This window comes from Cupriavidus sp. IDO (genome assembly GCF_000812465.1).
In the GTDB taxonomy this organism is placed as follows: domain Bacteria; phylum Pseudomonadota; class Gammaproteobacteria; order Burkholderiales; family Burkholderiaceae; genus Cupriavidus.
This window is the reverse complement of sequence record NZ_JWMA01000104.1, coordinates 54,198-74,498: the sequence shown is the minus strand read 5'-3', so window position 1 is coordinate 74,498 and position 20,301 is coordinate 54,198. Positions and strand designations below refer to the sequence as shown.

The window sequence follows — 20,301 nt, the reverse complement described above, 5'->3', positions numbered from 1 at the left end:
CCTCTGCTTCGATGATCTTTCTTCGTTCCCTGCTGTTCGCGCTGTACCTGCTGGTGCTGACGCCGCCCTACGCCTGCGCCTGCTTCCTGGTCTTCCCGTTCATGAGCGCCGACCGGCGCTTTCGCTTCGTGCGTGGCTGGCCGCGCCTGGTGATCGGCGCCGCGCGGCTGATCTGCGGCATCGACTATCGCATTGAGGGCCGCGAGAATTTCGACGGCGTGCTCGACAAGCCGGTGGTGCTGCTGTCCAAGCACCAGTCCGCATGGGAAACCGTGGCCTACGTGGCGCTGATGCCCAAGCCGCTGTGCTTCGTCTTCAAGCGTGAGCTGCTGATGGTGCCGTTCTTCGGCTGGGCGCTGGGCATGCTCAAGATGGTCCACATCAACCGCAAGGAAGGCACGCGCGCGTTCGCTTCCGCTGCCAGGCAGGGCCGCGAGCGCCTGGCCGAAGGCGCCTGGATCATCATGTTCCCGGAAGGCACGCGCACGCGCTCGGGCCTGGAGAAGCCACGCTACAAGAGCGGCGGTGCGCGCCTGGCGGTAGAGACCGGCGCGTGGGTGGTGCCGATGGCGGTCAACTCCGGCCGGCTGTGGCCGCGCAATTCCTTCTTCAAGTATCCGGGCACGGTCACGATCTCGATCGGGCCGGCCATTCCCTCGGCCAACAAGACCGCGGACCAGCTCAACGCCGAAGTCCAGCAATGGATCGAGCGCGACATGCGCCGCATCGACGCGCAGAGCTACCGCGGCGGATCGCCTGCATGAAGCTGCTGCGACCCGCCCCAGATACGCCCGGCGCCCAGATGGAGCTGCCGCTGGCCGAAGCCGCACCGGGAGCCGCACTCGGTGGCGCAGGCCTGTCGGTCGGCCCCGAGTCCGCACCGGCACCCTGGCCAGCGCCGCAACCCAATGCGCGCGCATTGCGGGTCGGTGAACATACGCTGCACTACGCACTCAAGCGTTCGTCGCGCCGCACCATCGGCTTTACCATCGATGATCGCGGGCTGTCGATCACGGCGCCGCGCTGGGTGACGCTGGCCGATATCGAATCGGCCATCCATGAGAAGCAGCGCTGGATCCTCAACAAGCTCGGCGAATGGCGCCACCGCGAAGCGCGGCGCGTGCTGCCCACCGTGCAATGGCGCGACGGCGCCAGCCTGCCCTTCCTGGGCCAGCCGATCACGCTGAGCCTCGAATCGCCCATCGGCGCCCTGCTGTTCGATGGCGACACCCGCATCCTGCACCTGGCCCTGCCGGCACACGCGGAGGAGCAGCAGATCAAGGATCGTGTGCAAGGCTGGATGCAGCAGCAGGCGCGGCGGTTGCTCGCCGAACGGCTCGAGATCTACGCCGGGAAGCTGGGCGTGCGGCATACCGGCTTCGCGCTGACCTCCGCGGCGACCCGCTGGGGCAGTTGCACCGCCGACGGCAAGATCCGCCTGAACTGGCGCCTGATGCACTTTCCGCTGTCGATGATTGACTACGTGGCGGCGCACGAACTGGCGCACCTGAGGGAAATGAACCACGGGCCGCGCTTCTGGGAAACGGTGGAATCCATCTTCCCGGAATTCCGTGATGCCCGCGCGCAGTTGCGCGCGCATCCGCCGGAACTGCTGCCGACTTTCTGAGCTCGTCAGGGCCACCGCCGGTGTGCTTCGTCCAAACGCACTAAAATGGCGCCTTCCCTTACAAGATCCTCGGCATATCAGGCATCGCCCGAGATGCCGCGGACGAAAACAACCTGAAGGCCCTCAAATGCGACTCCTCCATACCATGCTGCGCGTCGGCGACCTGCAGCGCTCCATCGATTTCTACACCCGCGTCCTCGGCATGCAGCTGCTGCGCGAGAGCGACAATCCCGAATACAAGTACCGCCTCGCCTTCGTCGGCTACGGCCCCGAGAGTGAAACCGCGGTGCTGGAACTGACCTGGAACTACGGCGTGGACAAGTACGACCTGGGCACCGCCTACGGCCATATCGCGCTGGAAACCGACAACGCCGCCGCGGCCTGCGAGCGTATCCGCGCCGCCGGCGGCAAGGTGAGCCGCGAGGCCGGCCCGGTCAAGGGCGGCACCACGGTGATCGCGTTTGTCGAAGATCCCGACGGCTACAAGATCGAGCTGATCGAGCGCCATTCCACCCGCGACGCCAGCCGTCCCTGAGCGGCGGCCGCGGTGGATGCGCAGACACTAAGACGCCCGCTCGACGGCACCGCCATCGGCCTGATGGTGGTGCTGTGCGCGGCCTGGGGCCTGCAGCAGGTCGTCATCAAGGTCACCGCGCCGCTGATGGGCGCCGTATTGCAGGCGGGCGTGCGCTCGGCCGTGGCGGCGCTGCTGGTATTCGGCTTTGCCGCCTGGCGCGGCACCCCGATCTGGCGGCGCGACGGCACGCTCAGCGCCGGGCTGCTGGCCGGCCTGCTGTTCGGCGCCGAGTTCTTCTGCATTTTTGTCGGGCTTGGGCATACCACGGCCTCGCGCATGGCGGTGTTCCTCTACACCGCGCCGATCTTTACGGCGCTTGGCATGCACTTCGCGGTAGCTGGCGAGCGTCTGCACAGCGACCAGTGGCTCGGTGTGGCGCTGGCGTTCGTTGGCATGGCGCTGGCGTTTGCCGACGGCATCGCCGCGCCATCCGCGCATAGCAGCACGCTGCTGGGCGATGCGCTCGGGATCCTCGCGGGAGCACTGTGGGCCGCGACCACGGTGGTGGTACGCGCCAGCCGCCTGGCCAGCGCGCCGGCAAGCAAGACGCTGCTCTACCAGCTGGCCGTGTCCGCCGTGCTGCTGCTCGCGATGGCGGTAGCCGCAGGGCAGACCGAGACGGTGCAACTGGATGGGATGGTGCTGCTGAGCCTGTTCTACCAGTCGGTGCTGATCGCGTTTGCGAGCTACCTGACGTGGTTCTGGCTGCTGCGCCAGTACCTGGCTTCACGCCTGTCGGTGTTTTCCTTCCTGACGCCGCTCTTTGGCGTGGCCTTTGGTGTAGTGCTGATGCACGACGCCGTGGGACCGCGCTTTGCGGTGGCGGCCCTGCTTGTGCTGGCAGGCATCGTGCTGGTCAACCGGCGCGCCTGAAGCGGCGTGCCGGCATTCCTCTCGCACTTTCTTCAGCCGCGCTGCTCGAACGAGAACGTGCCGAGCGCCGCTCGCACTTCATCCAGCGTTTGCTGGGTGACCTCACGCGCCTGCTCGGTGCCCTTGCGCAGGATGTCGAACACATAGCCCGGATCCTTGGCCAGCGCTTCGCGGCGCTCGCGGATCGGGGCCAGCAGGTCCTGCAGCACGCCTTCGACACGGCGCTTGAGCACCATGTCGCCCAGGCCGCCCTGGCGGTACTGTTCCTTCAGCGCTTCCACCTCGTCCGTGCGGGGATCGAAGGCGTCCAGGTAGGTGAAAACCATATTGCCCTCGACCTGTCCCGGATCGGACACGCGCAGGTGGTTCGGATCGGTGTACATGCTGTGCACCGCGGCCTTGATCTGCTCGGGCGAGGCGCCCAGCGCAATCGCGTTGCCCTGCGACTTGCTCATCTTGGCCTTGCCGTCCACGCCCGGCAGGCGGCCGAACTTGGGAATCAGCGCCGTGCACTGGGGCAGCACATCGCGCCCGACCTGGTGATTGATGCGGCGCACGATCTCGTTGGTCTGCTCGATCAGCGGCGCCTGGTCTTCACCCACCGGCACCACCACGGCCTTGAAGGCGGTGATGTCGGCGGCCTGCGCGACCGGATAGCAGAGGAAGCCCGCGGGAATATCGCGGCCGAAGCCGCGTGCCTGGATCTCGTCCTTGATGGTGGGATTGCGCTCCAGGCGCGCCACCGTCACGAAGTTCATGTACAGCAGCGTCAGCTCGGCCAGCGCCGGCAGTTGCGACTGCACCACGATGGTGGTCTTCTCGGGATCGATGCCGACGGCCAGGTAGTCGAGCGCGACTTCCAGCACGTTGCGCCGCACCTTGTCGGGGTCGCTCGCGTTGTCGGTCATGGCCTGGGTATCGGCCAGCAGCAGGTACTGCTGGTGCGAGTCCTGCAGCGCCACGCGGCTCTTGAGCGAGCCGACGTAGTGGCCCAGGTGGAGCGGGCCGGTGGGACGGTCACCGGTCAGGATGACGGGGCGCCGGGTGGGTTGGGTGTTGGCTGTCATTGGCGAAGGGTCGCGGGAATTACTGGCAAGGATTTACTGGAGTTGAGCGGGTTGCCGCAGTGGGTCAGGCCTGGCGCCTTGCCGGGCTGCCGTCGCCGAGCCGGCGCGCCAGCTCGACGTACTCGCCGACCGGCACTTCCTCGGCGCGGCGGCCGAGGTCGAAGCCGATCGCCTCGAAGTCGATCTGGTCGCGCAGGAACGACAGCGTGTTGCGCAGCACCTTGCGGCGCTGCGAGAACGCCGCCGTGACGAGGTCGCCCAGCACGGTGATGTCGCATTCGGCATACGGCGAACGCAGCCTGCCGTCGTCATGGCGCGGCCATGGAATCATGCGCACCACGGCCGAGTCGACCTTGGGCGGCGGATTGAACGAACCCGGCGGCACATCGAGCACGTATTCCATGTAGTAGCGCACCTGCAGCATGATCGACAGCCGGCCGAACGCCTTGCTGCCGGGCTGCGCCACCATCCGCTCGACCACTTCCTTCTGCAGCATGAAATGCTGGTCGCGCACCTGGTCGGCAAATGCCATCAGGTGGAACAGCAGCGGGCTGGAGATGTTGTACGGCAGGTTGCCGACGATGCGCAGCGGCCGGCCGGGCACCTCCAGCTTGCTGAAATCGAAAGCCAGGGCGTCGCCGGCGTGGATCGCGAGACGATCGCCATAGCGGCGCTTGAGGCGCTCGACGAGGTCGCGGTCGAGCTCGACCACCTGCATCTGCGGCAGGCGCTCGAGCAGCGGATCGGTCAGCGCGCCCAGTCCGGGGCCGATCTCGACCAGCACGTCTTCCGGCTGCGGATTGATGGCATTGACGATGCCGTGAATGATGGTGTCGTCGACCAGGAAGTTCTGCCCGAATCGCTTGCGGGCCACATGGCCCTGGTGCACGTTTGAACGCATGGAATGTCTGACCGGCTCTTAGTGTGGTGGCCTGGCGCCGGGAGCGGCGCCAGTGTGCCTGCCGTTGGCGTGGCCGGCCATGGTGATGGCACTGCGGATGGCTTCGATCATGCTGCCGTGCTCGGCCTGGCCGCTGGCGGCGAGGCCAAGCGCGGTGCCGTGATCCACCGAAGTGCGGATAAAGGGCAGGCCGAGCGTGATATTCACCCCGTGCCCGAAGGTGCCGTACTTGAGCGGCGCCAGGCCCTGGTCGTGGTACATGGCCAGCACGCAGTCCGCGTCGCGCAGATGGCGCGGCTGGAACAGCGTATCGGCCGGATACGGGCCGCGCGCATCGATGCCCGCATCGCAGGCCAGCGCCAGCGCCGGTTCGATAATGTCGATCTCTTCGCGGCCCATGTGCCCGCTTTCGCCGGCATGGGGATTCAGCCCGGTCACCAGGATGCGCGGCCGTGCAATGCCGAAGTACCGGCGCAGGTCGGCATCGATGATCGAGAGCGTTTCCACCAGCAGCGGCACCGATAGCGCATCGGGCACCCCGCGCAGCGGCAGGTGCGTAGTGGCCAGTGCGACGCGCAGCATGGCGTTGTCGTGGGCGGGCTGGGGCCCGGCCAGCATCATCACCACGCGCGGCACGCCGGCGCTTTCGGCCAGGTATTCGGTGTGCCCGGTGAAGGGCACGCCGGCGTCGTTGATGGTGCTCTTCTGCACGGGTGCGGTGACCATTGCCGCATATCGCGGCGCCACGCCGCCGTGCGCGCGGCAACCGGCGATGGCGGCATCGAGCAGCGCCAGCACGTAGCGGCCGTTGCGCGCATCCAGGCGCCCCGGGTCGCATGCGACGCCGAGCCCGACGTGCTCGACCACCACGTCGCCCTCTGCAATCTTGCGCTTCCACGCGTGCGCCACGCCGAGCGCCTCGGCACGCGACGCCAGCAGGTGGGTATCGCCCAGCACATGGAAACGATAGTGGCCATTATTCCCCGCGAACTGCAGCAGCGCCTCGATGGTGATATCGGGGCCGATACCGGCGGGTTCGCCGGTCGAGATGGCTAGAGCAAGCGGGTCTGGCATGGCGGGGATGGGCGGCGCGATCAGCGCTGGCGGTTGACGCGATACTCGACGTACGCCTGCGAGCGCAGCTGGCGCACCCAGTCATCATAGGCGGCGCGCAGCTTCTGTTCGCGGATTTCCGCACGCGCGAAGTCGCGCCGCTTCTCGGGCGCCATCTCGGTTTCGCGGCGGTTGAGCACCTGGATCAGGTGCACGCCGAACTGGGTCACCACCGGCTCGGACACTTCGCCCGGGCGCAGACGGTTCATCGCCTGTTCGAATTCCGGCACCAGCTCGCCCGGCGAGACCCAGCCCAGATCGCCGCCGGCCTGGGCCGAGCCATCCTGCGAGAAACGCTTGGCGGCATCGGCAAAATCGCCGCCGTGCGAAATGCGGTCGCGCAGCGTGCCGAGCTGGCGGCGCGCTTCGGCCTCCGGCATGTTGGGGCCGGTGCGGATCAGGATGTGCCGGACCTGGGTCTGGGTGATCTTCGAAGCGGCGGCGGGATTCGATGCCGCCGCCGGCGCGGCGCGCTTGGCCACCAGCTTGATGATATGGAAGCCGTTGGCGCTCTCCACCACCTGCGGCGCCACGGCGCCGGTCTGCAGATCGACCACCGCATTGGCAAACAGCGCCGGCAGCCGGCCGATTTCGCGGAAGCCCATCGTGCCGCCCTGGGCCGCTTCCGGGCCTTCGGAGCTGGACTGGGCCAGCTGGGCAAAATCTGCGCCGCCCTGGGCCTGCTTCAGCAGTCCTTCGGCCTTGGCGCGCAGCGCCTGCTTCTGTGCGTCGGAGGCATTTTCGGGCACGCGCACGAGGATCTGCGCCACGTTGTATTCGGTCGGGCCGGACGCCGCCCCCTGCTGGCCGCCACGGGCAGCGAGGTAATTGTCGATCTCGCCGTCATAGACCTGTACCTTGGAATCCACTTCACGCTCGCGCAGGCGAATCACCTGCACCTGCTTGCGCAGTTCGTCGCGGTACTTGGTCCAGGTCATGCCGCTTGCCTCGACGCGCTTGCGCAGGTCGGTTGCGTTCATGCGGTTCTGCTGCGCCACCGATTCGATGGCACGGTCGACTTCCTGGTCCGTCACGCGGATGCCGGCCTCCTGGGCAGCCTGCGTCTGCACGCGTTCCATCACCAGGCGCTCCAGCACTTCCCCGAGCAGGTCGGCCCGGGCCGGCGCGGGCCGGTTGGCGGTGCGCAGCTGGTTCTCGATCTCGTCGGCCCGGTCAAGCAGTTCGCGACGCGTGATCACGCTGTTGTTGACCACCGCGACCACTTCATCCACCAGCTGCGAGCGCCTGGCGTCGGTAGAGGGCTGCGGCACGCCAAGTTGCGGCTGGCTGGACGGCGCCGCGACGTCACTCGCCTGCGGCACAAAGACGCCACTGGCGCGCGGCCCCTGGGAAGGCGCCTTGAGCTGGGCCATGGCCGGCGCAGCAAGCGCCGTCAGCACGGCCGGCAGCAGCAGCCGGTGCCACTGCGTCATGAGAAGGGAAAACACGGCGAATTCTTGACGTTTCATCGTAATCCGTCATTCATAGTGATCAAGCTGGGACGTTGGCACCGGCTTTGCCGAGACAGGTTCGTACCCAGGAATATTCAGGCGCAGGATGTCCAGCGGATTCGAGCCGATCTTCGACAGGCCGCGGAACTCGACCTGCAGGAAGACCCGCCCGGTGTAACCCTGCGAGGTATTGCGGAAGCGCTGATAGACGATCCGCCCCACCCAGCAGTCCGCCGCGTACTCGACGCCGGCGAGCGAATCGACCATCTGGTTCGCGTTCAGGTCAAAGGCGAAACGTCCGATGCCATAGGCACGCTGTGTGATCGGCCACTGGCCCGAGATCTCGAACTGGTCGATCGCGGTATTGTCCGTCACCGCCGTCGGACGCCGGTAGCGATAGCCGAGGTTGAGCAGCTTGCGCGGCTCCGGGCGCCACGAGAACGCCACGTTCGAGTAGTTGACCCGGTCCGTATCGGGGTTGTACTGGATGCCTGCATCCAGATAGTAGCCCCGGAACATCTGGATCGTCGTGGCGGCCAGCAGGTCGGAACTGCCTGCTTTCGGGTCCGGCAGCGTGCCGTTGATCTGCACGCGCTGCCCGGAGAAATCATAGCGCTGGGCGATGGTGCCGCGGAAGCGCTCGATCCCGGTATCCGCTTCGATCAGGCGCGTGGTCAGGCCTGCCGTCAGCTTGTTGTTGTCGGCGACGCGGTCGTAGCCGGTGAACGGATTCTCGCTGAAAATCTGGCCATAGCCGAAGTCCGACTGCACCGTATCGAACAGCGGGAACTGGCTCTGGTCGCGGAACGGCGTGTAGACGTAGAACAGCCGCGGCTCCAGGGTCTGCAGGTAGTTCACGCCGAATAGCCGGCTGACCCCGGGCGCATTGCGCTCGAAGGTCATGCCCGAATCGAAGCTGAAGGTCGGCACGGTGCGCGAGAAGTTGTTCTGTGCCGTCGGGGTGTTGCTCTGCGCCTCCATCTGGTATTGGGTCGCATTGAAGATCACCTTCGGCGTGACATACCAGCCCGGCCGCACGATCGGATAGCTGATGCTCGGCTGGATAAACATCCGCTCGCCCTGCGGCTGCTGGAAGCCGGTCGACGTCAGCGGAATGCGGAAGCGCGTGTAGTCCGCCTCCACCTGCACGTCGAAACCGCCAAGGTCATAGCGGATGTACTTGCCGTTGAGCTGCGGCACCCGTTCATACGAAGGCTCGCTGGGCAGCAGGGTCTGGAACTTCTGTACGCGCGCCAGGACCGTGAAATCTTGCCAGTTGTACGTGACGCCGCCTTCCTGCACGTATTGGCGCAAAGTCGATTGCGCCACGCTGCGGGTCAGGTCGTCCGGATATTTATCATCCGATACCCGGTTCACGTTCAGGTAGGCATTGAGCCCCGTGGCCAGCCTCTGGTTGTGCTGGATCGAATAGGCCCAGCGATTGGTGCGGGTCTTCTGGTCGTCCGGCAGGAAGTCGCCGCGCACCCGGCCCGAATAACCATCGCCCAGGTAGCGATAATCTTCGCCAAGCATCACGCCGCGCGAGCTCATTACGCGGGGAAAGAGCGTCAGGTCGCGGTTCGGCGCGATGTTGAAGTAGTACGGCGCGGTGATATCCAGGCCGGAACGCGAGCCGTAGCCGATCAGCGGCGCCAGGAAGCCGCTGCGGCGCTCGTCGGTAAGCGGGAAGCTGAACACCGGCGCGGCCGCGATCGGCACGTCGAAGAAACGCAGCACGCCGCCGTGCGCCACGCCCACCTGGCGGTCGTTGTCGATATCGAGCTGCCTCGCGCTGAAATACCAGTCCGCATTGTCGGGCGAGCACGTGGTGTACGACGCGTGCTTGATCGTGCTGCGATCCTTGTCCAGGAAATCGATGCGCTCGGCCTTGCCGTTACCACCCGTCTGCTGGAAATAGTAGTCGGGCGACAGCATGTAGCCTTCGTTCGCCTCGACCTTCATGCGCGCCTCCGGACCCACGGCCAGGGTACCGCTGCGCGACAGGCGGGCGTTGCCTTGCACGAAGGCTTCGTCGGAGTCCTGGTCGTAGGTCAGCTTGTCGCCCTTGACCACGCCGCCATCGCGGCGCAACTCGGCATTGCCCTCCATCTCCACGCCGCGCTCGTTGTAGCCGGTCATGCGATCGCCGGAAACGAAGGTTGGCGGATTGGCATCGGGCTCGCTCGCCTTGCCCGGCTCGGCCAGGCGCGGCAGCAGTTCGCCGGAAACCGAAGGCGGAGGCGGCGCCTCGGGTGCCGCTTCGATGGCGGGCTCGGCCTGGTCCAGGTCGGGAATTGCCGAACCGGACATCTGGGCGTGCGCGCCCACCGACAGCCCGGCCATGGCCAGCACGAGCGGCCGCAGCGCACTGACGGGCAACCGGCCAGAGCGGCGGGAAGGGCCGGAGGGCGCAGGCGACAGGATGGCCTTATTGTTCGGTGATCGTCGTTGTTCGGTCATTCGCGGGTCGTCAGTCAGGTCAGTGGCCGCGGCTCGCCTGCAAGCCGCCAGCCCCCGCCGGAGCAGGCTGCGGGGCAACGAAGGCCCCTCCCGGGAGCCGTCCCGGTGCCCGGGTCTGGTCGGGTATTATACGGGGCAACCAATTCTCCCTTTCCGGCATGGCAGCACTTCTTCACGACCCGCGCCTGGACCAGCTCAAATCCTGGGTGTCCGGACTCGGTCCGGCCTGGTCCGTCGACCCCGATTCCTGCGCCCCCGCATCGGCCGATGCCAGCTTCCGGCGCTACTTCCGCGTCAGCACCGGGCACCCGGCCCATCCGACAGCGATCGTGATGGATGCGCCGCCATCGCACGAGGACTGCCGGCCGTTCATCCACGTCGCTGCGCTGTTCGGCGCGGCCGGCGTGACGGTGCCGACGGTGCTGGCGCAGGACCTGGAGCAGGGCTTCCTGTTGCTGGCCGACCTCGGCAACCAGACCTACCTGTCCCGGCTCGACGATTCCAGCGCGAATGGCATGTATGCGGATGCCGCGGCCGCCCTGGTGAGCATTCAGGCCGCCACGCGTCCCGGCGAGCTGCCGGCCTACGACCGCGCCCTGCTCCAGCGTGAGCTGGACCTGTTCCCGCAGTGGTACGTGGCAAAGCATCTCGGCGCTACCCTGAACGACGCCCAGCAGGCCGACCTGCGCGAAGTGATGGACACGCTGCTCGCCAACAACCTGGCGCAGCCGCAGGTGTACGTGCACCGCGACTACCACTCGCGCAACCTGATGGTGCTGGAAGGCGGCGCCAACCCCGGCATTTTGGATTTCCAGGACGCCGTCATCGGCCCGATCACCTACGATGCCGTCTCGCTGTGGCGCGACGCCTACATCGAATGGGACGAGGAGCAGCAACTGGACTGGCTGATCCGCTACTGGGAACGCGCCCGCAAGGCCGGCCTGCCGGTGAGCGCCGACTTCGGCGAGTTCTACCGCGATTTCGAGTGGATGGGACTGCAACGCCACCTGAAGGTGCTCGGTATCTTCGCGCGCCTCTACCATCGCGACGGCAAGGACGGCTACCTGGCCAACCTGCCCCTCGTGCTCAAGTACACCCGCCAGGTGGCCGGCCGCTACACCGAGCTGCGCAAGCTGATCCGCCTGCTCGATGCGCTCGAAGGCGTCGCAAGTCCGGCCGGCTATACCTTCTGAAGCCGCTGCCGTGCCCCCGACGCCAACTCCCGAAGACCAGCCGGTCATCACGCGCCGTGGCGAATGGTGGGCGGGCGCGCGCGCGCTCGCGCCCATGTTGCTCGGCGTGGTGCCGTTCGGCCTGATCTACGGCGTGCTGGCCGTCGGCGCGGGCATGCCGGCCTGGCTGGCCTGCGCGATGAGCGCCATCGTGTTTGGCGGCGCCTCGCAGATGATCCTGACCCAGCTGTGGTCGGCGGGCACGCCCGCGCTGGTGATCGCGCTGACCGTGGCGATGGTGAACCTGCGCCACGCGCTCTACTCTGCCACCATCGCGCCCACGCTGGCCCACCTGCCGCGCCGCTGGAAGGCATTGATCGCCTACCTGCTGACCGATGAGGCCTTTGCCGCGATGACGCACCGGCTCGCCGATACGGGGCCGCGCGCACGCTACCGGCACTGGTATTACTTCGGCGGCGGCTTCGCGCTATGGGCGAGCTGGCAGGTATCGACGCTCGCGGGCGTGCTGGTCGGCGCCCAGGTGCCGCGCGACTGGCCGCTTGACTTCTTCCTGCCGCTGACCTTCATCGGCATCATCGTGCCGGGCCTGAAGCACCGCTCGCAGGTCGCGGCGGCGCTGGCCGCCAGTGTGCTGGCGGTGGCCTGCTTCGGCTTTCCGCACAAACTTGGCCTGATGGTGGCAGCCCTCGGCGGCATTGCCGTCGGCATGTTGGTACTCGGCCGCGGCAAGGCCTCCGGCCAGCGCCCGGCGGCGAGCCGCGCGCCGGTCGGCAAGGAGCCTGCGGCATGAGTCACCTGACCTTGCTCTGGGTATTCCTCGGCGCCGGCATGGCCACCTTCCTGATCCGGCTGTCCTTCATCGCCGTCGAAGGCCGCGTGCGGCTGCCGTCCTGGTTCCGCACCGCGCTGCAGTTCGTGCCGGCGGCGATGCTGTCGGCGCTGATTGCGCCGGACCTGCTGATGCAGGACGGCGCGCTTTATGTAAGCCCCGCCAACGCCCGGCTGGTGGCCGGGCTGGTGGCCATCGTCATCGCCGCGCGCACGCGCAGCGTGGGCTGGACCATTGCCGGCGGCATGGCCGCCCTGATCGCCGTGGAGAGACTGTTTTGAAAGTGATGATCCTCGCCGCCGGGCGCGGCGACCGCATGCGCCCGCTGACGGACACCTGCCCCAAGCCGCTGCTGCCGGTGGGCGGCAAGCCGCTGATCGTGTGGAAGATCGAGTCGCTGGCGCGTGCCGGCCTGCGCGATATCGTCATCAACCATGCCTGGCTCGGCGAGCAGATCGAGGCGGCACTGGGCGATGGCAGCCGCTTCGGCGTGCGCCTGTCCTATTCGGCTGAAACCACCGCGCTGGAAACCGCCGGCGGCATTGCCAAGGCGCTGCCGCTGCTGTCGGCCCATCCGGAGCGTGGCGAGATCTTCCTGGCGGTGTCGGGCGACATTTTCTGCGGGTACGACTTCCGCAAGCTGCTGCCGCGCGCACACGGCATGGCCGGCGCGCCCACGCCTCGCATGCACCTGGTGATGGTGCCCAACCCGGATTTCCATCCGCACGGCGACTTCACGCTGGCACGCAACGGCTTGCTGTCGCTCGACGAAATACCGGCCGACGGTGGCGAACGGCTGACGTTCGGCAATATCGGCCTGTACGACACGCGCCTCTTCACCGCGATCGAGCCCGGCACCAGAGTGCCGATGACGCCCTACTACTGGGAGGCCATCGAGGCCGGCAGCGCCACCGGCGAACGCTTCGACGGCCGCTGGGAGAACGTGGGCACGCCGTCGCAACTGGCGGCGCTCGATGCTGCCATCATGGCGCCTGCCGTCGATGCGGTGACCCAGGTCCGCATCGCACGCGGCGCCTGAGGCACCCGCCCGCCGCGATCCCAGCGGCTTGCGGAGGCCTGCGCGCCCAGCGGCGTTAGAATTTGATGCATTCCCACCTCTTAGCTGGCGACTCCATGTCCACTCCAGATTCCGCACTCCTCGCCGCCTGTCGCGATCGCCGCGCCCGTGTGCTGCAACATCTGCGTGCCAACGGCGGCGGCGTTGCCATCCTGCCCACCGCCCCCGAGGCCATGCGCAACCGCGACAGCGACTACCCATACCGGCACGACAGCTATTTCTATTACCTGACCGGCTTCACGGAGCCCGAAGCCGTGCTGGTGCTGGTAGCCGGCGCCGGCAGCGAGCCGGACCGCAGCATCCTGTTCTGCCGCCCCAAGCACGAAGAGCGCGAAATCTGGGACGGCTTCCGCTACGGCCCCGAGGGCGCCCGTGCGGCGTTCGGCTTTGACGAAGCGCACTCGGTGGAAGAGATCGATGCGACCCTGCCGGCGCTGCTGGCCAACCGCGCGCAACTCGCCTACCCGCTGGCTGCCTCGACCCGCACCGACATGCAGATCCGGCGCTGGCTCGATGCCGTGCGCACGCAGGGCCGTGCGGGCGTCGCCGCGCCGGCCGCCGCCCTCGACATCCGCACCCTGCTCGATGAAATGCGGCTGTTCAAGGACGCCGGCGAGCTGGCCACCATGCGCCGCGCCGGCGAGATTTCCGCGCGCGCGCACGTGCGCGCCATGCAGGCCTCGCGCGAGGGATTGCGCGAATATCACCTCGAAGCCGAACTGCTTTATGAATTCCGTCGCCACGGCGCACAAAGCGTGGCGTACAACTCGATCGTCGCCACCGGCGCCAACGCCTGCGTGCTGCATTACCGCGCCGGCCCCGCCGAGCTGAGGGATGGAGACCTGTGCCTGATCGATGCTGGTTGTGAGCTGGACGGCTACGCCTCCGACATCACCCGCACCTTCCCGGTTTCCGGACGCTTTTCTCCGGCGCAGCGCGAGTTGTATGACCTGGTCCTGGCCGCGCAGGACGCCGCCATCGCCGAAACGCGCGCGGGCGTGCCATACAACGTGCCACACGATGCCGCCGTGCGCGTGCTGGCTCAGGGCATGCTCGACACCGGCCTGCTCGACCGCAACAAGGAAGGCACGCTCGACGACGTGCTGGCCAGCGGCAGCTACCGCCGCTTCTACATGCATCGCACCGGCCACTGGCTCGGCATGGATGTGCACGATGTGGGCGAATACCGTGTCGCCGCCGCGTCTGGCGAGGGTGAACGCCCGTGGCGCCCGCTGCAGCCCGGCATGGTGGTGACGGTGGAGCCCGGCATCTATGTGCGCCCGGCCGAAGACGTGCCCGAGCGCTACTGGCATATCGGCATCCGCATCGAGGACGATGCGGTCGTCACCGACGGCGACTGCGAGATCATCACGCGCGGCGTGCCGGTCAAGCCCGACGAGATCGAAGCCATCATGCGCGAGCCGCGCACGGCAGGCGGAGGTGCACGATGATCCGCTGGCTGCGCAGAATCCTTCCCGGCGGTTCCCAGTCCGGAAACGCGCCGGCCCGTCGGCACGACCCGAGCGAGCCGTTCGTGGTCAATCTCTATGATGACCGCGTGGTGGTGCACCGCCCCGACGGGCAGCGCGAAGAGCTGGAGTGGGATGTCCTGAAACGCGTGGTGGTGCGCGTGTCTGACCGCGCACCATGGACAGGCACTGCCTGGCTGATCCTGGCTGGGGCCGCCGACAGCGCCAAGGGCTGCGTAGTGCCGCTCAATGCCGCCAACCATGCCGCGCTGTTGGAACGACTGCAGGCGCTGCCCGACTTCAACCAGCAAAAGCTCGACAACGCCTTGCGCGATGCCGCAGCCGGCAAGTCGCGCTCGGATGCGATCTGCTGGAAGCGCGGCGCCGATCCGCAGGAGCGATCGCCGGTCGCCAATGACGATGTCGCCGACGATACCGCGCGCCATGGCTGATGTGCGCGATATCGCCATCGTCGGTGGCGGCCCGGTGGGCCTCGCGCTGGCCGGCCAGCTGCTGCGCACCACCGACTGGCGCATCACGCTGATCGACGCCGCGACGCCGGCACGCGCAGCGCGCGATCCGCGCGCCATTGCACTGTCGCACGGCAGCCGGCAGTTGCTGGAGCAGATTGGCGCGTGGCCGGTGGCCGGCAGCGCGATCGAGCATATCCATGTGTCGCAGCGCGGTCACTTCGGCCATGTCAAGCTGCACCACGACGACTATGGCGTGCCAGCGCTCGGTTATGTCGTGCGCTACGGCGAATTGTGCGAGACGCTGGAACGAGCGCTCGCGCGCGCGGCGCATGACATGGGCGAATCGCGGCTCGAGCGTGTTTTCGAGACGCGCATCGACGACCTCGAGCAGGACACGCCTGCCAGCGGCGAGGACGACCCGGCAGGCACGGTGCGGCTGCGCGGAGTGGGCCACGACAACCTGCCCGCCACGTTCGCCGCACATATCGCCGTGCAGGCCGAAGGCGGTCTTTTTCACCAGCAGGCCGCACATGGCGGCCGCGGTGCACAACGACGCGACTATGAGCAGACCGCGATCATTGGGCATGTGACCTGCACACGGCCGCAACTGGGATGGGCCTGGGAACGCTTCACCGAAGAAGGCCCGCTGGCACTGCTGCCGTATGAGGAACACGGCACACCGGGCTACGCGCTGGTGTGGTGCTGCTCGCCGGATCAGGCCACGCGTCGGCTGGCCCTGCCCGAAGCGGAGTTCGCCACCGAACTCGCCGACATGTTCGGTGGCCGCCTGGGCCGCTTCGCGCTGGCCGGCAAGCGCCACGCTTTCCCACTGGGCCTGAATGCGGCCCCGGTTACCGTCAAGGGCCGCATCGCGGCGGTCGGCAATGCGGCGCAGACGCTGCATCCGGTAGCCGGCCAGGGGCTCAACCTGGGCCTGCGCGATGCTTTTGCGCTGGCAGACTCCCTGAGGGCCGGCTGCACACCGCGCGCGCTGCAGGCATTTGCGGAGCGTCACCGCGTGGACCGCGCTATCACGATCGGCGTGACCGACCTGCTGCCACGCATATTTGGCGTGTCCTACCCGCTGGCCGGGCACGCACGCGGCGCTTCGCTGGCAGCGCTGGCCTGCCTGGCCCCGCTGAAACATGCGCTGGCGCGGCACATGATGTACGGCATGCGTCGATAAGACGAACTTCCGCGTGGCGCCCGCATCACTCCTCGACCCGGATCCGGCGCCATTCCGTACATGACGCAATGATTTTGCTGCCAAGGCCGTCGTCGTTGCGCCCCTAATTCAATTCAGTCATTTTCGTGGTTCCGGGCAGCATCTATGCTCAATTCTTGGGCAGCCCCATCCGTTTGGCGGTAGAATCCTGCCCTCGCACATGCCCCGATTTCCCGCCGACTACTGTTTCGGCACGGGCATGTTTTTTCGTTTCGCTTCAGTTTCATAGCCTGGCTCTCCCCCTTCGCCGCACAGTGCGCCACGCACGTGCCGGCCGGGGCATGGCCCTCGGAACCGCCGCCCAATCGTGCAGATCGGACCTCACCAACTTCGCAACAACCTGTTCGTCGCTCCCATGGCAGGCGTGACGGACCGGCCGTTCCGCCAGCTGTGCAAGCAGCTCGGCGCCGGCTACGCGGTGTCGGAGATGGTGGCGTCCAATGCACAGCTGTGGAAGAGCGAGAAGACCATGCGCCGCGCCAACCACGCCGGCGAGGTCGAGCCCATCGCCGTGCAGATCGCCGGCGCCGAGCCGTCGATGATGGCCGAGGCGGCCCGCTACAACGTGGACCGCGGCGCGCAGATCATCGACATCAACATGGGCTGCCCGGCCAAGAAGGTATGCAATGTGGCCGCCGGCTCGGCGCTGCTGCAGAACGAGCCGCTGGTGGTGCGCATTGTCGAGGCCGTGGTCGGCGCAGTCGGCGACCGCGTCCCGGTCACGCTCAAGATCCGCACCGGCTGGAACCGCGAGAACCGCAATGCGTTGCGTATCGCGCGCATGGTGGAAGACGCCGGCATCAGCATGCTTACCGTGCACGGCCGTACGCGTGCCGACCTGTATCACGGGGAAGCGGAGTACGAGACCATCGCCGCGGTCAAGGCAGCGGTCTCGATCCCGGTGGTCGCCAATGGCGATATCACCACGCCGCAAAAGGCCAGGGAGGTGTTGGCGCTGACGGGCGCCGACGCCATCATGATCGGCCGCGCGGCACAGGGCAGGCCCTGGCTGTTCCGCGAGATCGAACACTTCCTGCAGACCGGCGACATGCTGCCGTCGCCGGAAGTGGCCGAGATCCGCGCGATCATGAACGCGCACCTGGAAGACCATTACGCCTTCTACGGCGAGTTCACCGGTGTGCGTACCGCGCGCAAGCATATCGCGTGGTACACACGCGGGCTGCGCGGCGCGAACCTGTTCCGCCACCGCATGAACACGCTGGAGTCCACCGGCGAGCAGCTGGCCGCGGTCAACGCCTTCTTCGATGAGCAGGCGCAGTGGTCGGACCGGCTGGTGTACGTGGACGATGCCACGCCGGATGAAGACGAATCGAACAACAACAAGAAACGGGAGTTGCTTGCCGCATGAGCCGCAACGCTATCGACCAATGCATCCGGGACAGCCTGGATACCTACTTTCGCGATCTGGACGGTGAAGAGCCGTCCAATATGTACAACATGGTGCTCGAGGCCGTCGAACGGCCCCTGCTCGAGGCCGTGATGGTGCGCGCCGACCGCAACCAGTCGCTGGCCGCCGCCTACCTGGGCATCAATCGCAACACGCTGCGCAAGAAGCTGCAGCAGCACGGTTTACTTTGAATTTGAAGCGTCTCCCACAGCCATGATCAAGCAAGCCCTACTCTCCGTTTCCGACAAGACCGGCATCGTCGAATTCGCGCGTGAACTGAACGCGCTCGGCGTCACGCTGCTTTCCACCGGCGGTACCGCCAAGCTGCTGGCCGACAGCGGCCTGCCCGTGACGGAGGTGGCCGACTACACCGGCTTCCCGGAAATGCTCGACGGCCGCGTGAAGACACTGCACCCGAAGGTCCATGGCGGCATCCTGGCACGCCGCGACCTGCCCGAGCACATGGCTGCGCTGGCCGAGCACAACATCCCCACCATCGACCTGCTGGTGGTGAACCTGTACCCGTTCCAGCAGACCGTCGCCAAGGATGACTGCACGCTGCCCGACGCGATCGAGAACATCGACATCGGCGGCCCGACCATGCTGCGCTCGGCGGCCAAGAACCATCGCGACGTGACCGTGATCGTCGATCCGGCCGACTACGCGGTGGTGCTCGACGAAATGCGCGCCAACGGCAACAGCGTGGGCTATGACACCAACTTCCGCCTGGCGACCAAGGTCTTCGCGCACACCGCGCAATACGACGGCGCAATCACCAACTACCTGACCAGCCTCGGCGCCGACAAGTCGCACCTGGGCCGCAGCGCCTACCCGCAGACGCTGAACCTGGCCTTCGACAAGGTCCAGGAAATGCGCTACGGCGAGAACCCGCACCAGTCGGCGGCCTTCTACCGTGACCTGAAGACCGTCGACGGCGCGCTGGCCAACTACGTGCAGCTGCAGGGCAAGGAGCTGTCGTACAACAACATCGCCGACGCTGACGCGGCTTGGGAATGCGTCAAGTCGTTCGACGCCGCCAACAGCGCCGCCTGCGTCATCATCAAGCATGCCAACCCGTGCGGCGTAGCCGTCGGCGCCAATGCGCTCGAAGCCTACGACAAGGCCTTCAAGACCGACTCGACCTCGGCCTTCGGCGGCATCATCGCCTTCAACGTCGAGCTGGACGAGGCCGCCGCCCAGGCCGTGGCAAAGCAGTTCGTCGAAGTGCTGATCGCGCCGTCGTTCAGTGCCGGCGCGCGTGCCGTGTTCGCCGCCAAGCAGAACGTGCGCCTGCTGGAGATCCCGCTGGGCAAGGGCGTGAACCAGTATGACTTCAAGCGCGTCGGCGGCGGCCTGCTGGTGCAGAGCCCGGACGCCAGGAACGTGCAGCCGTCCGAACTGCGCGTGGTGACCCGCCGTCACCCGACCCCGAGGGAAATGGACGACCTGATGTTCGCCTGGCGCGTGGCCAAGTTCGTCAAGTCCAACGCCATCGTGTTCTGCGGCGGCGGCATGACGCTGGGCGTCGGCGCCGGCCAGATGAGCCGCGTGGATTCGGCACGCATCGCCAGCATCAAGGCGCAGAACGCCGGCCTGACGCTGGCTGGCTCCGCGGTGGCGTCGGATGCGTTCTTCCCGTTCCGTGACGGGCTGGATGTGGTGGTGGATGCGGGCGCGACCTGCGTGATCCAGCCGGGCGGCTCGGTGCGCGACGATGAGGTGATTGCCGCTGCCGACGAGCGCGGCATCGCCATGGTGCTGACCGGCACCCGCCATTTCCGCCACTGATTGACTGGCCTTCCGGCCGGTAAGCCAGAAAGCCGTTCCGCTCCTGTCTAGGGAGCGGAACGGCTTTTGATTTTGCAGTTATGCTTCTGCATCGAAACGACTGAAGGCTCCGGCCCCGCTGCGACTCATCCATGCGTATCCTAGGCATCGACCCCGGCCTCCGCACCACCGGTTTCGGCGTGCTCGAAAAGCACGGCAACAAGCTCGCCTATGTCGCGTCGGGCACGATCAAGAGCGATGGCAACACCAGCCTGCCGGAACGCCTGAAGACGCTGTTTGACGGCATCAGGGAAATCACCCGGACCTACGCGCCAGACTGCGCGGCCATCGAAAAGGTATTCGTCAACGTCAACCCGCAGTCCACCCTGCTGCTGGGCCAGGCCCGCGGCGCCGCGATCTGCGGGCTGGTGGGCAATGGCCTGCCGGTGTTCGAATACACCGCGCTGCAGCTGAAGGTGGCCGTGGTCGGCTACGGCCGCGCCAACAAGGAGCAGGTGCAGGAGATGGTCATGCGCCTGCTGTCCCTGCCCGGCCGCCCGAGCTCCGACGCGGCCGATGCGCTCGGTGTTGCCATCTGCCACGCCAATGGCGGCGATACGCTCGGCACGCTGTCCGGGCTGGCGCCGGAGCTGGCGCGCAAGGGCCTGCGCGTGCGGCGGGGCCGCTTGATTGGCTGAATGGTTGGCTGAATAGCGACAATCAGACTGCGGCCGACGGGCAATCGAGTCGGCGTCTCTTACAATCTGGCATTCGTCTTCCATCAAGGGAA

The 20,301-nt window shown here is 67.1% G+C and carries 20 protein-coding genes; 15 read left to right on the top strand and 5 right to left on the bottom strand.

Annotation, left to right across the window (positions count from 1 at the left end):
* Nucleotides 1-11: 11 nt before the first annotated feature.
* The 4 genes from RM96_RS25065 to RM96_RS25050 all read left to right on the top strand — a co-directional run bounded on the left by RM96_RS25065 (nucleotide 12) and on the right by RM96_RS25050 (nucleotide 3,077).
* Entirely contained in the window at nucleotides 12-764 is a 753-nt protein-coding gene (locus RM96_RS25065) for a lysophospholipid acyltransferase family protein (protein ID WP_039014429.1), read from the top strand.
* Nucleotides 761-1,627, top strand: a complete 867-nt coding sequence (locus RM96_RS25060) for a M48 family metallopeptidase (protein ID WP_039014428.1) — start codon at nucleotides 761-763, stop codon at nucleotides 1,625-1,627. Before RM96_RS25065 ends, RM96_RS25060 begins: the two co-directional genes overlap by 4 nt.
* Before the next feature lie 127 nt (nucleotides 1,628-1,754).
* On the top strand, nucleotides 1,755-2,162 hold the full coding sequence (gloA, locus tag RM96_RS25055; RefSeq protein ID WP_039014427.1) for a lactoylglutathione lyase: 408 nt from the start codon (nucleotides 1,755-1,757) through the stop codon (nucleotides 2,160-2,162).
* A 63-nt stretch (nucleotides 2,163-2,225) separates the two neighbouring features.
* Entirely contained in the window at nucleotides 2,226-3,077 is an 852-nt protein-coding gene (locus tag RM96_RS25050; RefSeq protein ID WP_052279742.1) for a DMT family transporter, read from the top strand.
* Nucleotides 3,078-3,109: 32 nt separating this feature from the next.
* Here the strand turns inward: RM96_RS25050 and trpS are convergent, their stop codons facing one another.
* From trpS to RM96_RS25025, 5 genes are all read right to left on the bottom strand, one after another.
* The gene (gene trpS, locus RM96_RS25045; protein WP_039014425.1) at nucleotides 3,110-4,144 is read right to left on the bottom strand and encodes a tryptophan--tRNA ligase; all 1,035 of its coding nucleotides are present in this window, start codon (nucleotides 4,142-4,144) and stop codon (nucleotides 3,110-3,112) included.
* A 64-nt stretch (nucleotides 4,145-4,208) separates the two neighbouring features.
* Nucleotides 4,209-5,045 (bottom strand): 16S rRNA (adenine(1518)-N(6)/adenine(1519)-N(6))-dimethyltransferase RsmA, encoded by an 837-nt coding sequence (rsmA, locus tag RM96_RS25040; protein ID WP_039014424.1) that lies wholly within the window; start codon nucleotides 5,043-5,045, stop codon nucleotides 4,209-4,211.
* 18 nt (nucleotides 5,046-5,063) lie between these two features.
* Nucleotides 5,064-6,119, bottom strand: coding sequence for a 4-hydroxythreonine-4-phosphate dehydrogenase PdxA (gene pdxA / locus RM96_RS25035; RefSeq protein ID WP_039014423.1), 1,056 nt, complete (start codon nucleotides 6,117-6,119; stop codon nucleotides 5,064-5,066).
* A gap of 20 nt (nucleotides 6,120-6,139) precedes the next feature.
* Nucleotides 6,140-7,627: a peptidylprolyl isomerase gene (locus RM96_RS25030; protein WP_039014422.1), complete on the bottom strand. Its 1,488-nt coding sequence runs from the start codon at nucleotides 7,625-7,627 to the stop codon at nucleotides 6,140-6,142.
* Nucleotides 7,628-7,636: 9 nt separating this feature from the next.
* Complete coding sequence (locus RM96_RS25025) at nucleotides 7,637-10,069, bottom strand: LPS-assembly protein LptD (RefSeq protein WP_039014421.1); 2,433 nt, start codon at nucleotides 10,067-10,069, stop codon at nucleotides 7,637-7,639.
* Between the two features lie 158 nt (nucleotides 10,070-10,227).
* On the opposite strand from RM96_RS25025, the gene RM96_RS25020 reads away from it, so the two are divergent.
* The 11 genes from RM96_RS25020 (at nucleotide 10,228) to ruvC (ending at nucleotide 20,209) form a co-directional block, all read left to right on the top strand.
* Complete coding sequence (locus RM96_RS25020) at nucleotides 10,228-11,262, top strand: aminoglycoside phosphotransferase family protein (RefSeq protein WP_039014420.1); 1,035 nt, start codon at nucleotides 10,228-10,230, stop codon at nucleotides 11,260-11,262.
* Between the two features lie 94 nt (nucleotides 11,263-11,356).
* Nucleotides 11,357-12,052 (top strand): AzlC family ABC transporter permease, encoded by a 696-nt coding sequence (locus RM96_RS25015; protein ID WP_238587406.1) that lies wholly within the window; start codon nucleotides 11,357-11,359, stop codon nucleotides 12,050-12,052.
* On the top strand, nucleotides 12,049-12,372 hold the full coding sequence (locus tag RM96_RS25010) for an AzlD domain-containing protein (RefSeq protein ID WP_039014419.1): 324 nt from the start codon (nucleotides 12,049-12,051) through the stop codon (nucleotides 12,370-12,372). Before RM96_RS25015 ends, RM96_RS25010 begins: the two co-directional genes overlap by 4 nt.
* On the top strand, nucleotides 12,369-13,130 hold the full coding sequence (gene murU / locus RM96_RS25005; RefSeq protein ID WP_052279730.1) for an N-acetylmuramate alpha-1-phosphate uridylyltransferase MurU: 762 nt from the start codon (nucleotides 12,369-12,371) through the stop codon (nucleotides 13,128-13,130). The genes RM96_RS25010 and murU overlap by 4 nt, the downstream gene beginning before the upstream one ends.
* Nucleotides 13,131-13,225: 95 nt before the next feature.
* Entirely contained in the window at nucleotides 13,226-14,620 is a 1,395-nt protein-coding gene (locus RM96_RS25000; protein WP_039014418.1) for an aminopeptidase P N-terminal domain-containing protein, read from the top strand.
* The gene (locus RM96_RS24995; protein ID WP_039014417.1) at nucleotides 14,617-15,090 is read left to right on the top strand and encodes a hypothetical protein; all 474 of its coding nucleotides are present in this window, start codon (nucleotides 14,617-14,619) and stop codon (nucleotides 15,088-15,090) included. Before RM96_RS25000 ends, RM96_RS24995 begins: the two co-directional genes overlap by 4 nt.
* Nucleotides 15,053-16,297: a UbiH/UbiF/VisC/COQ6 family ubiquinone biosynthesis hydroxylase gene (locus tag RM96_RS24990; RefSeq protein ID WP_052279729.1), complete on the top strand. Its 1,245-nt coding sequence runs from the start codon at nucleotides 15,053-15,055 to the stop codon at nucleotides 16,295-16,297. Before RM96_RS24995 ends, RM96_RS24990 begins: the two co-directional genes overlap by 38 nt.
* Before the next feature lie 346 nt (nucleotides 16,298-16,643).
* Nucleotides 16,644-17,705, top strand: a complete 1,062-nt coding sequence (gene dusB / locus RM96_RS24985; RefSeq protein WP_039014416.1) for a tRNA dihydrouridine synthase DusB — start codon at nucleotides 16,644-16,646, stop codon at nucleotides 17,703-17,705.
* A complete protein-coding gene (locus RM96_RS24980) occupies nucleotides 17,702-17,935 on the top strand; it encodes a Fis family transcriptional regulator (protein WP_039014415.1) in 234 nt (77 codons plus the stop codon). Before dusB ends, RM96_RS24980 begins: the two co-directional genes overlap by 4 nt.
* 22 nt (nucleotides 17,936-17,957) lie before the next feature.
* Nucleotides 17,958-19,532 carry a bifunctional phosphoribosylaminoimidazolecarboxamide formyltransferase/IMP cyclohydrolase gene (gene purH / locus RM96_RS24975; RefSeq protein WP_039014414.1) on the top strand — a complete coding sequence of 525 codons (1,575 nt, stop codon included), beginning with the start codon at nucleotides 17,958-17,960 and terminating at the stop codon, nucleotides 19,530-19,532.
* 131 nt (nucleotides 19,533-19,663) lie between these two features.
* Nucleotides 19,664-20,209 carry a crossover junction endodeoxyribonuclease RuvC gene (gene ruvC, locus RM96_RS24970; RefSeq protein WP_039014413.1) on the top strand — a complete coding sequence of 182 codons (546 nt, stop codon included), beginning with the start codon at nucleotides 19,664-19,666 and terminating at the stop codon, nucleotides 20,207-20,209.
* The last annotated feature ends 92 nt before the right edge of the window (nucleotides 20,210-20,301 follow it).

Coding starts and splice junctions, on each gene's coding strand:
- RM96_RS25065 (WP_039014429.1), top strand. CDS start 12: ATGATCTTTCTTCGTTCCCTGCTGTTCGCGCTGTACCTGCTGGTGCTG.
- RM96_RS25060 (WP_039014428.1), top strand. CDS start 761: ATGAAGCTGCTGCGACCCGCCCCAGATACGCCCGGCGCCCAGATGGAG.
- gloA (WP_039014427.1), top strand. CDS start 1,755: ATGCGACTCCTCCATACCATGCTGCGCGTCGGCGACCTGCAGCGCTCC.
- RM96_RS25050 (WP_052279742.1), top strand. CDS start 2,226: ATGGTGGTGCTGTGCGCGGCCTGGGGCCTGCAGCAGGTCGTCATCAAG.
- trpS (WP_039014425.1), bottom strand. CDS start 4,144: ATGACAGCCAACACCCAACCCACCCGGCGCCCCGTCATCCTGACCGGT.
- rsmA (WP_039014424.1), bottom strand. CDS start 5,045: ATGCGTTCAAACGTGCACCAGGGCCATGTGGCCCGCAAGCGATTCGGG.
- pdxA (WP_039014423.1), bottom strand. CDS start 6,119: ATGCCAGACCCGCTTGCTCTAGCCATCTCGACCGGCGAACCCGCCGGT.
- RM96_RS25030 (WP_039014422.1), bottom strand. CDS start 7,627: ATGAAACGTCAAGAATTCGCCGTGTTTTCCCTTCTCATGACGCAGTGG.
- RM96_RS25025 (WP_039014421.1), bottom strand. CDS start 10,069: ATGACCGAACAACGACGATCACCGAACAATAAGGCCATCCTGTCGCCT.
- RM96_RS25020 (WP_039014420.1), top strand. CDS start 10,228: ATGGCAGCACTTCTTCACGACCCGCGCCTGGACCAGCTCAAATCCTGG.
- RM96_RS25015 (WP_238587406.1), top strand. CDS start 11,357: ATGTTGCTCGGCGTGGTGCCGTTCGGCCTGATCTACGGCGTGCTGGCC.
- RM96_RS25010 (WP_039014419.1), top strand. CDS start 12,049: ATGAGTCACCTGACCTTGCTCTGGGTATTCCTCGGCGCCGGCATGGCC.
- RM96_RS25000 (WP_039014418.1), top strand. CDS start 13,226: ATGTCCACTCCAGATTCCGCACTCCTCGCCGCCTGTCGCGATCGCCGC.
- RM96_RS24995 (WP_039014417.1), top strand. CDS start 14,617: ATGATCCGCTGGCTGCGCAGAATCCTTCCCGGCGGTTCCCAGTCCGGA.
- RM96_RS24990 (WP_052279729.1), top strand. CDS start 15,053: ATGACGATGTCGCCGACGATACCGCGCGCCATGGCTGATGTGCGCGAT.
- RM96_RS24980 (WP_039014415.1), top strand. CDS start 17,702: ATGAGCCGCAACGCTATCGACCAATGCATCCGGGACAGCCTGGATACC.
- purH (WP_039014414.1), top strand. CDS start 17,958: ATGATCAAGCAAGCCCTACTCTCCGTTTCCGACAAGACCGGCATCGTC.
- ruvC (WP_039014413.1), top strand. CDS start 19,664: ATGCGTATCCTAGGCATCGACCCCGGCCTCCGCACCACCGGTTTCGGC.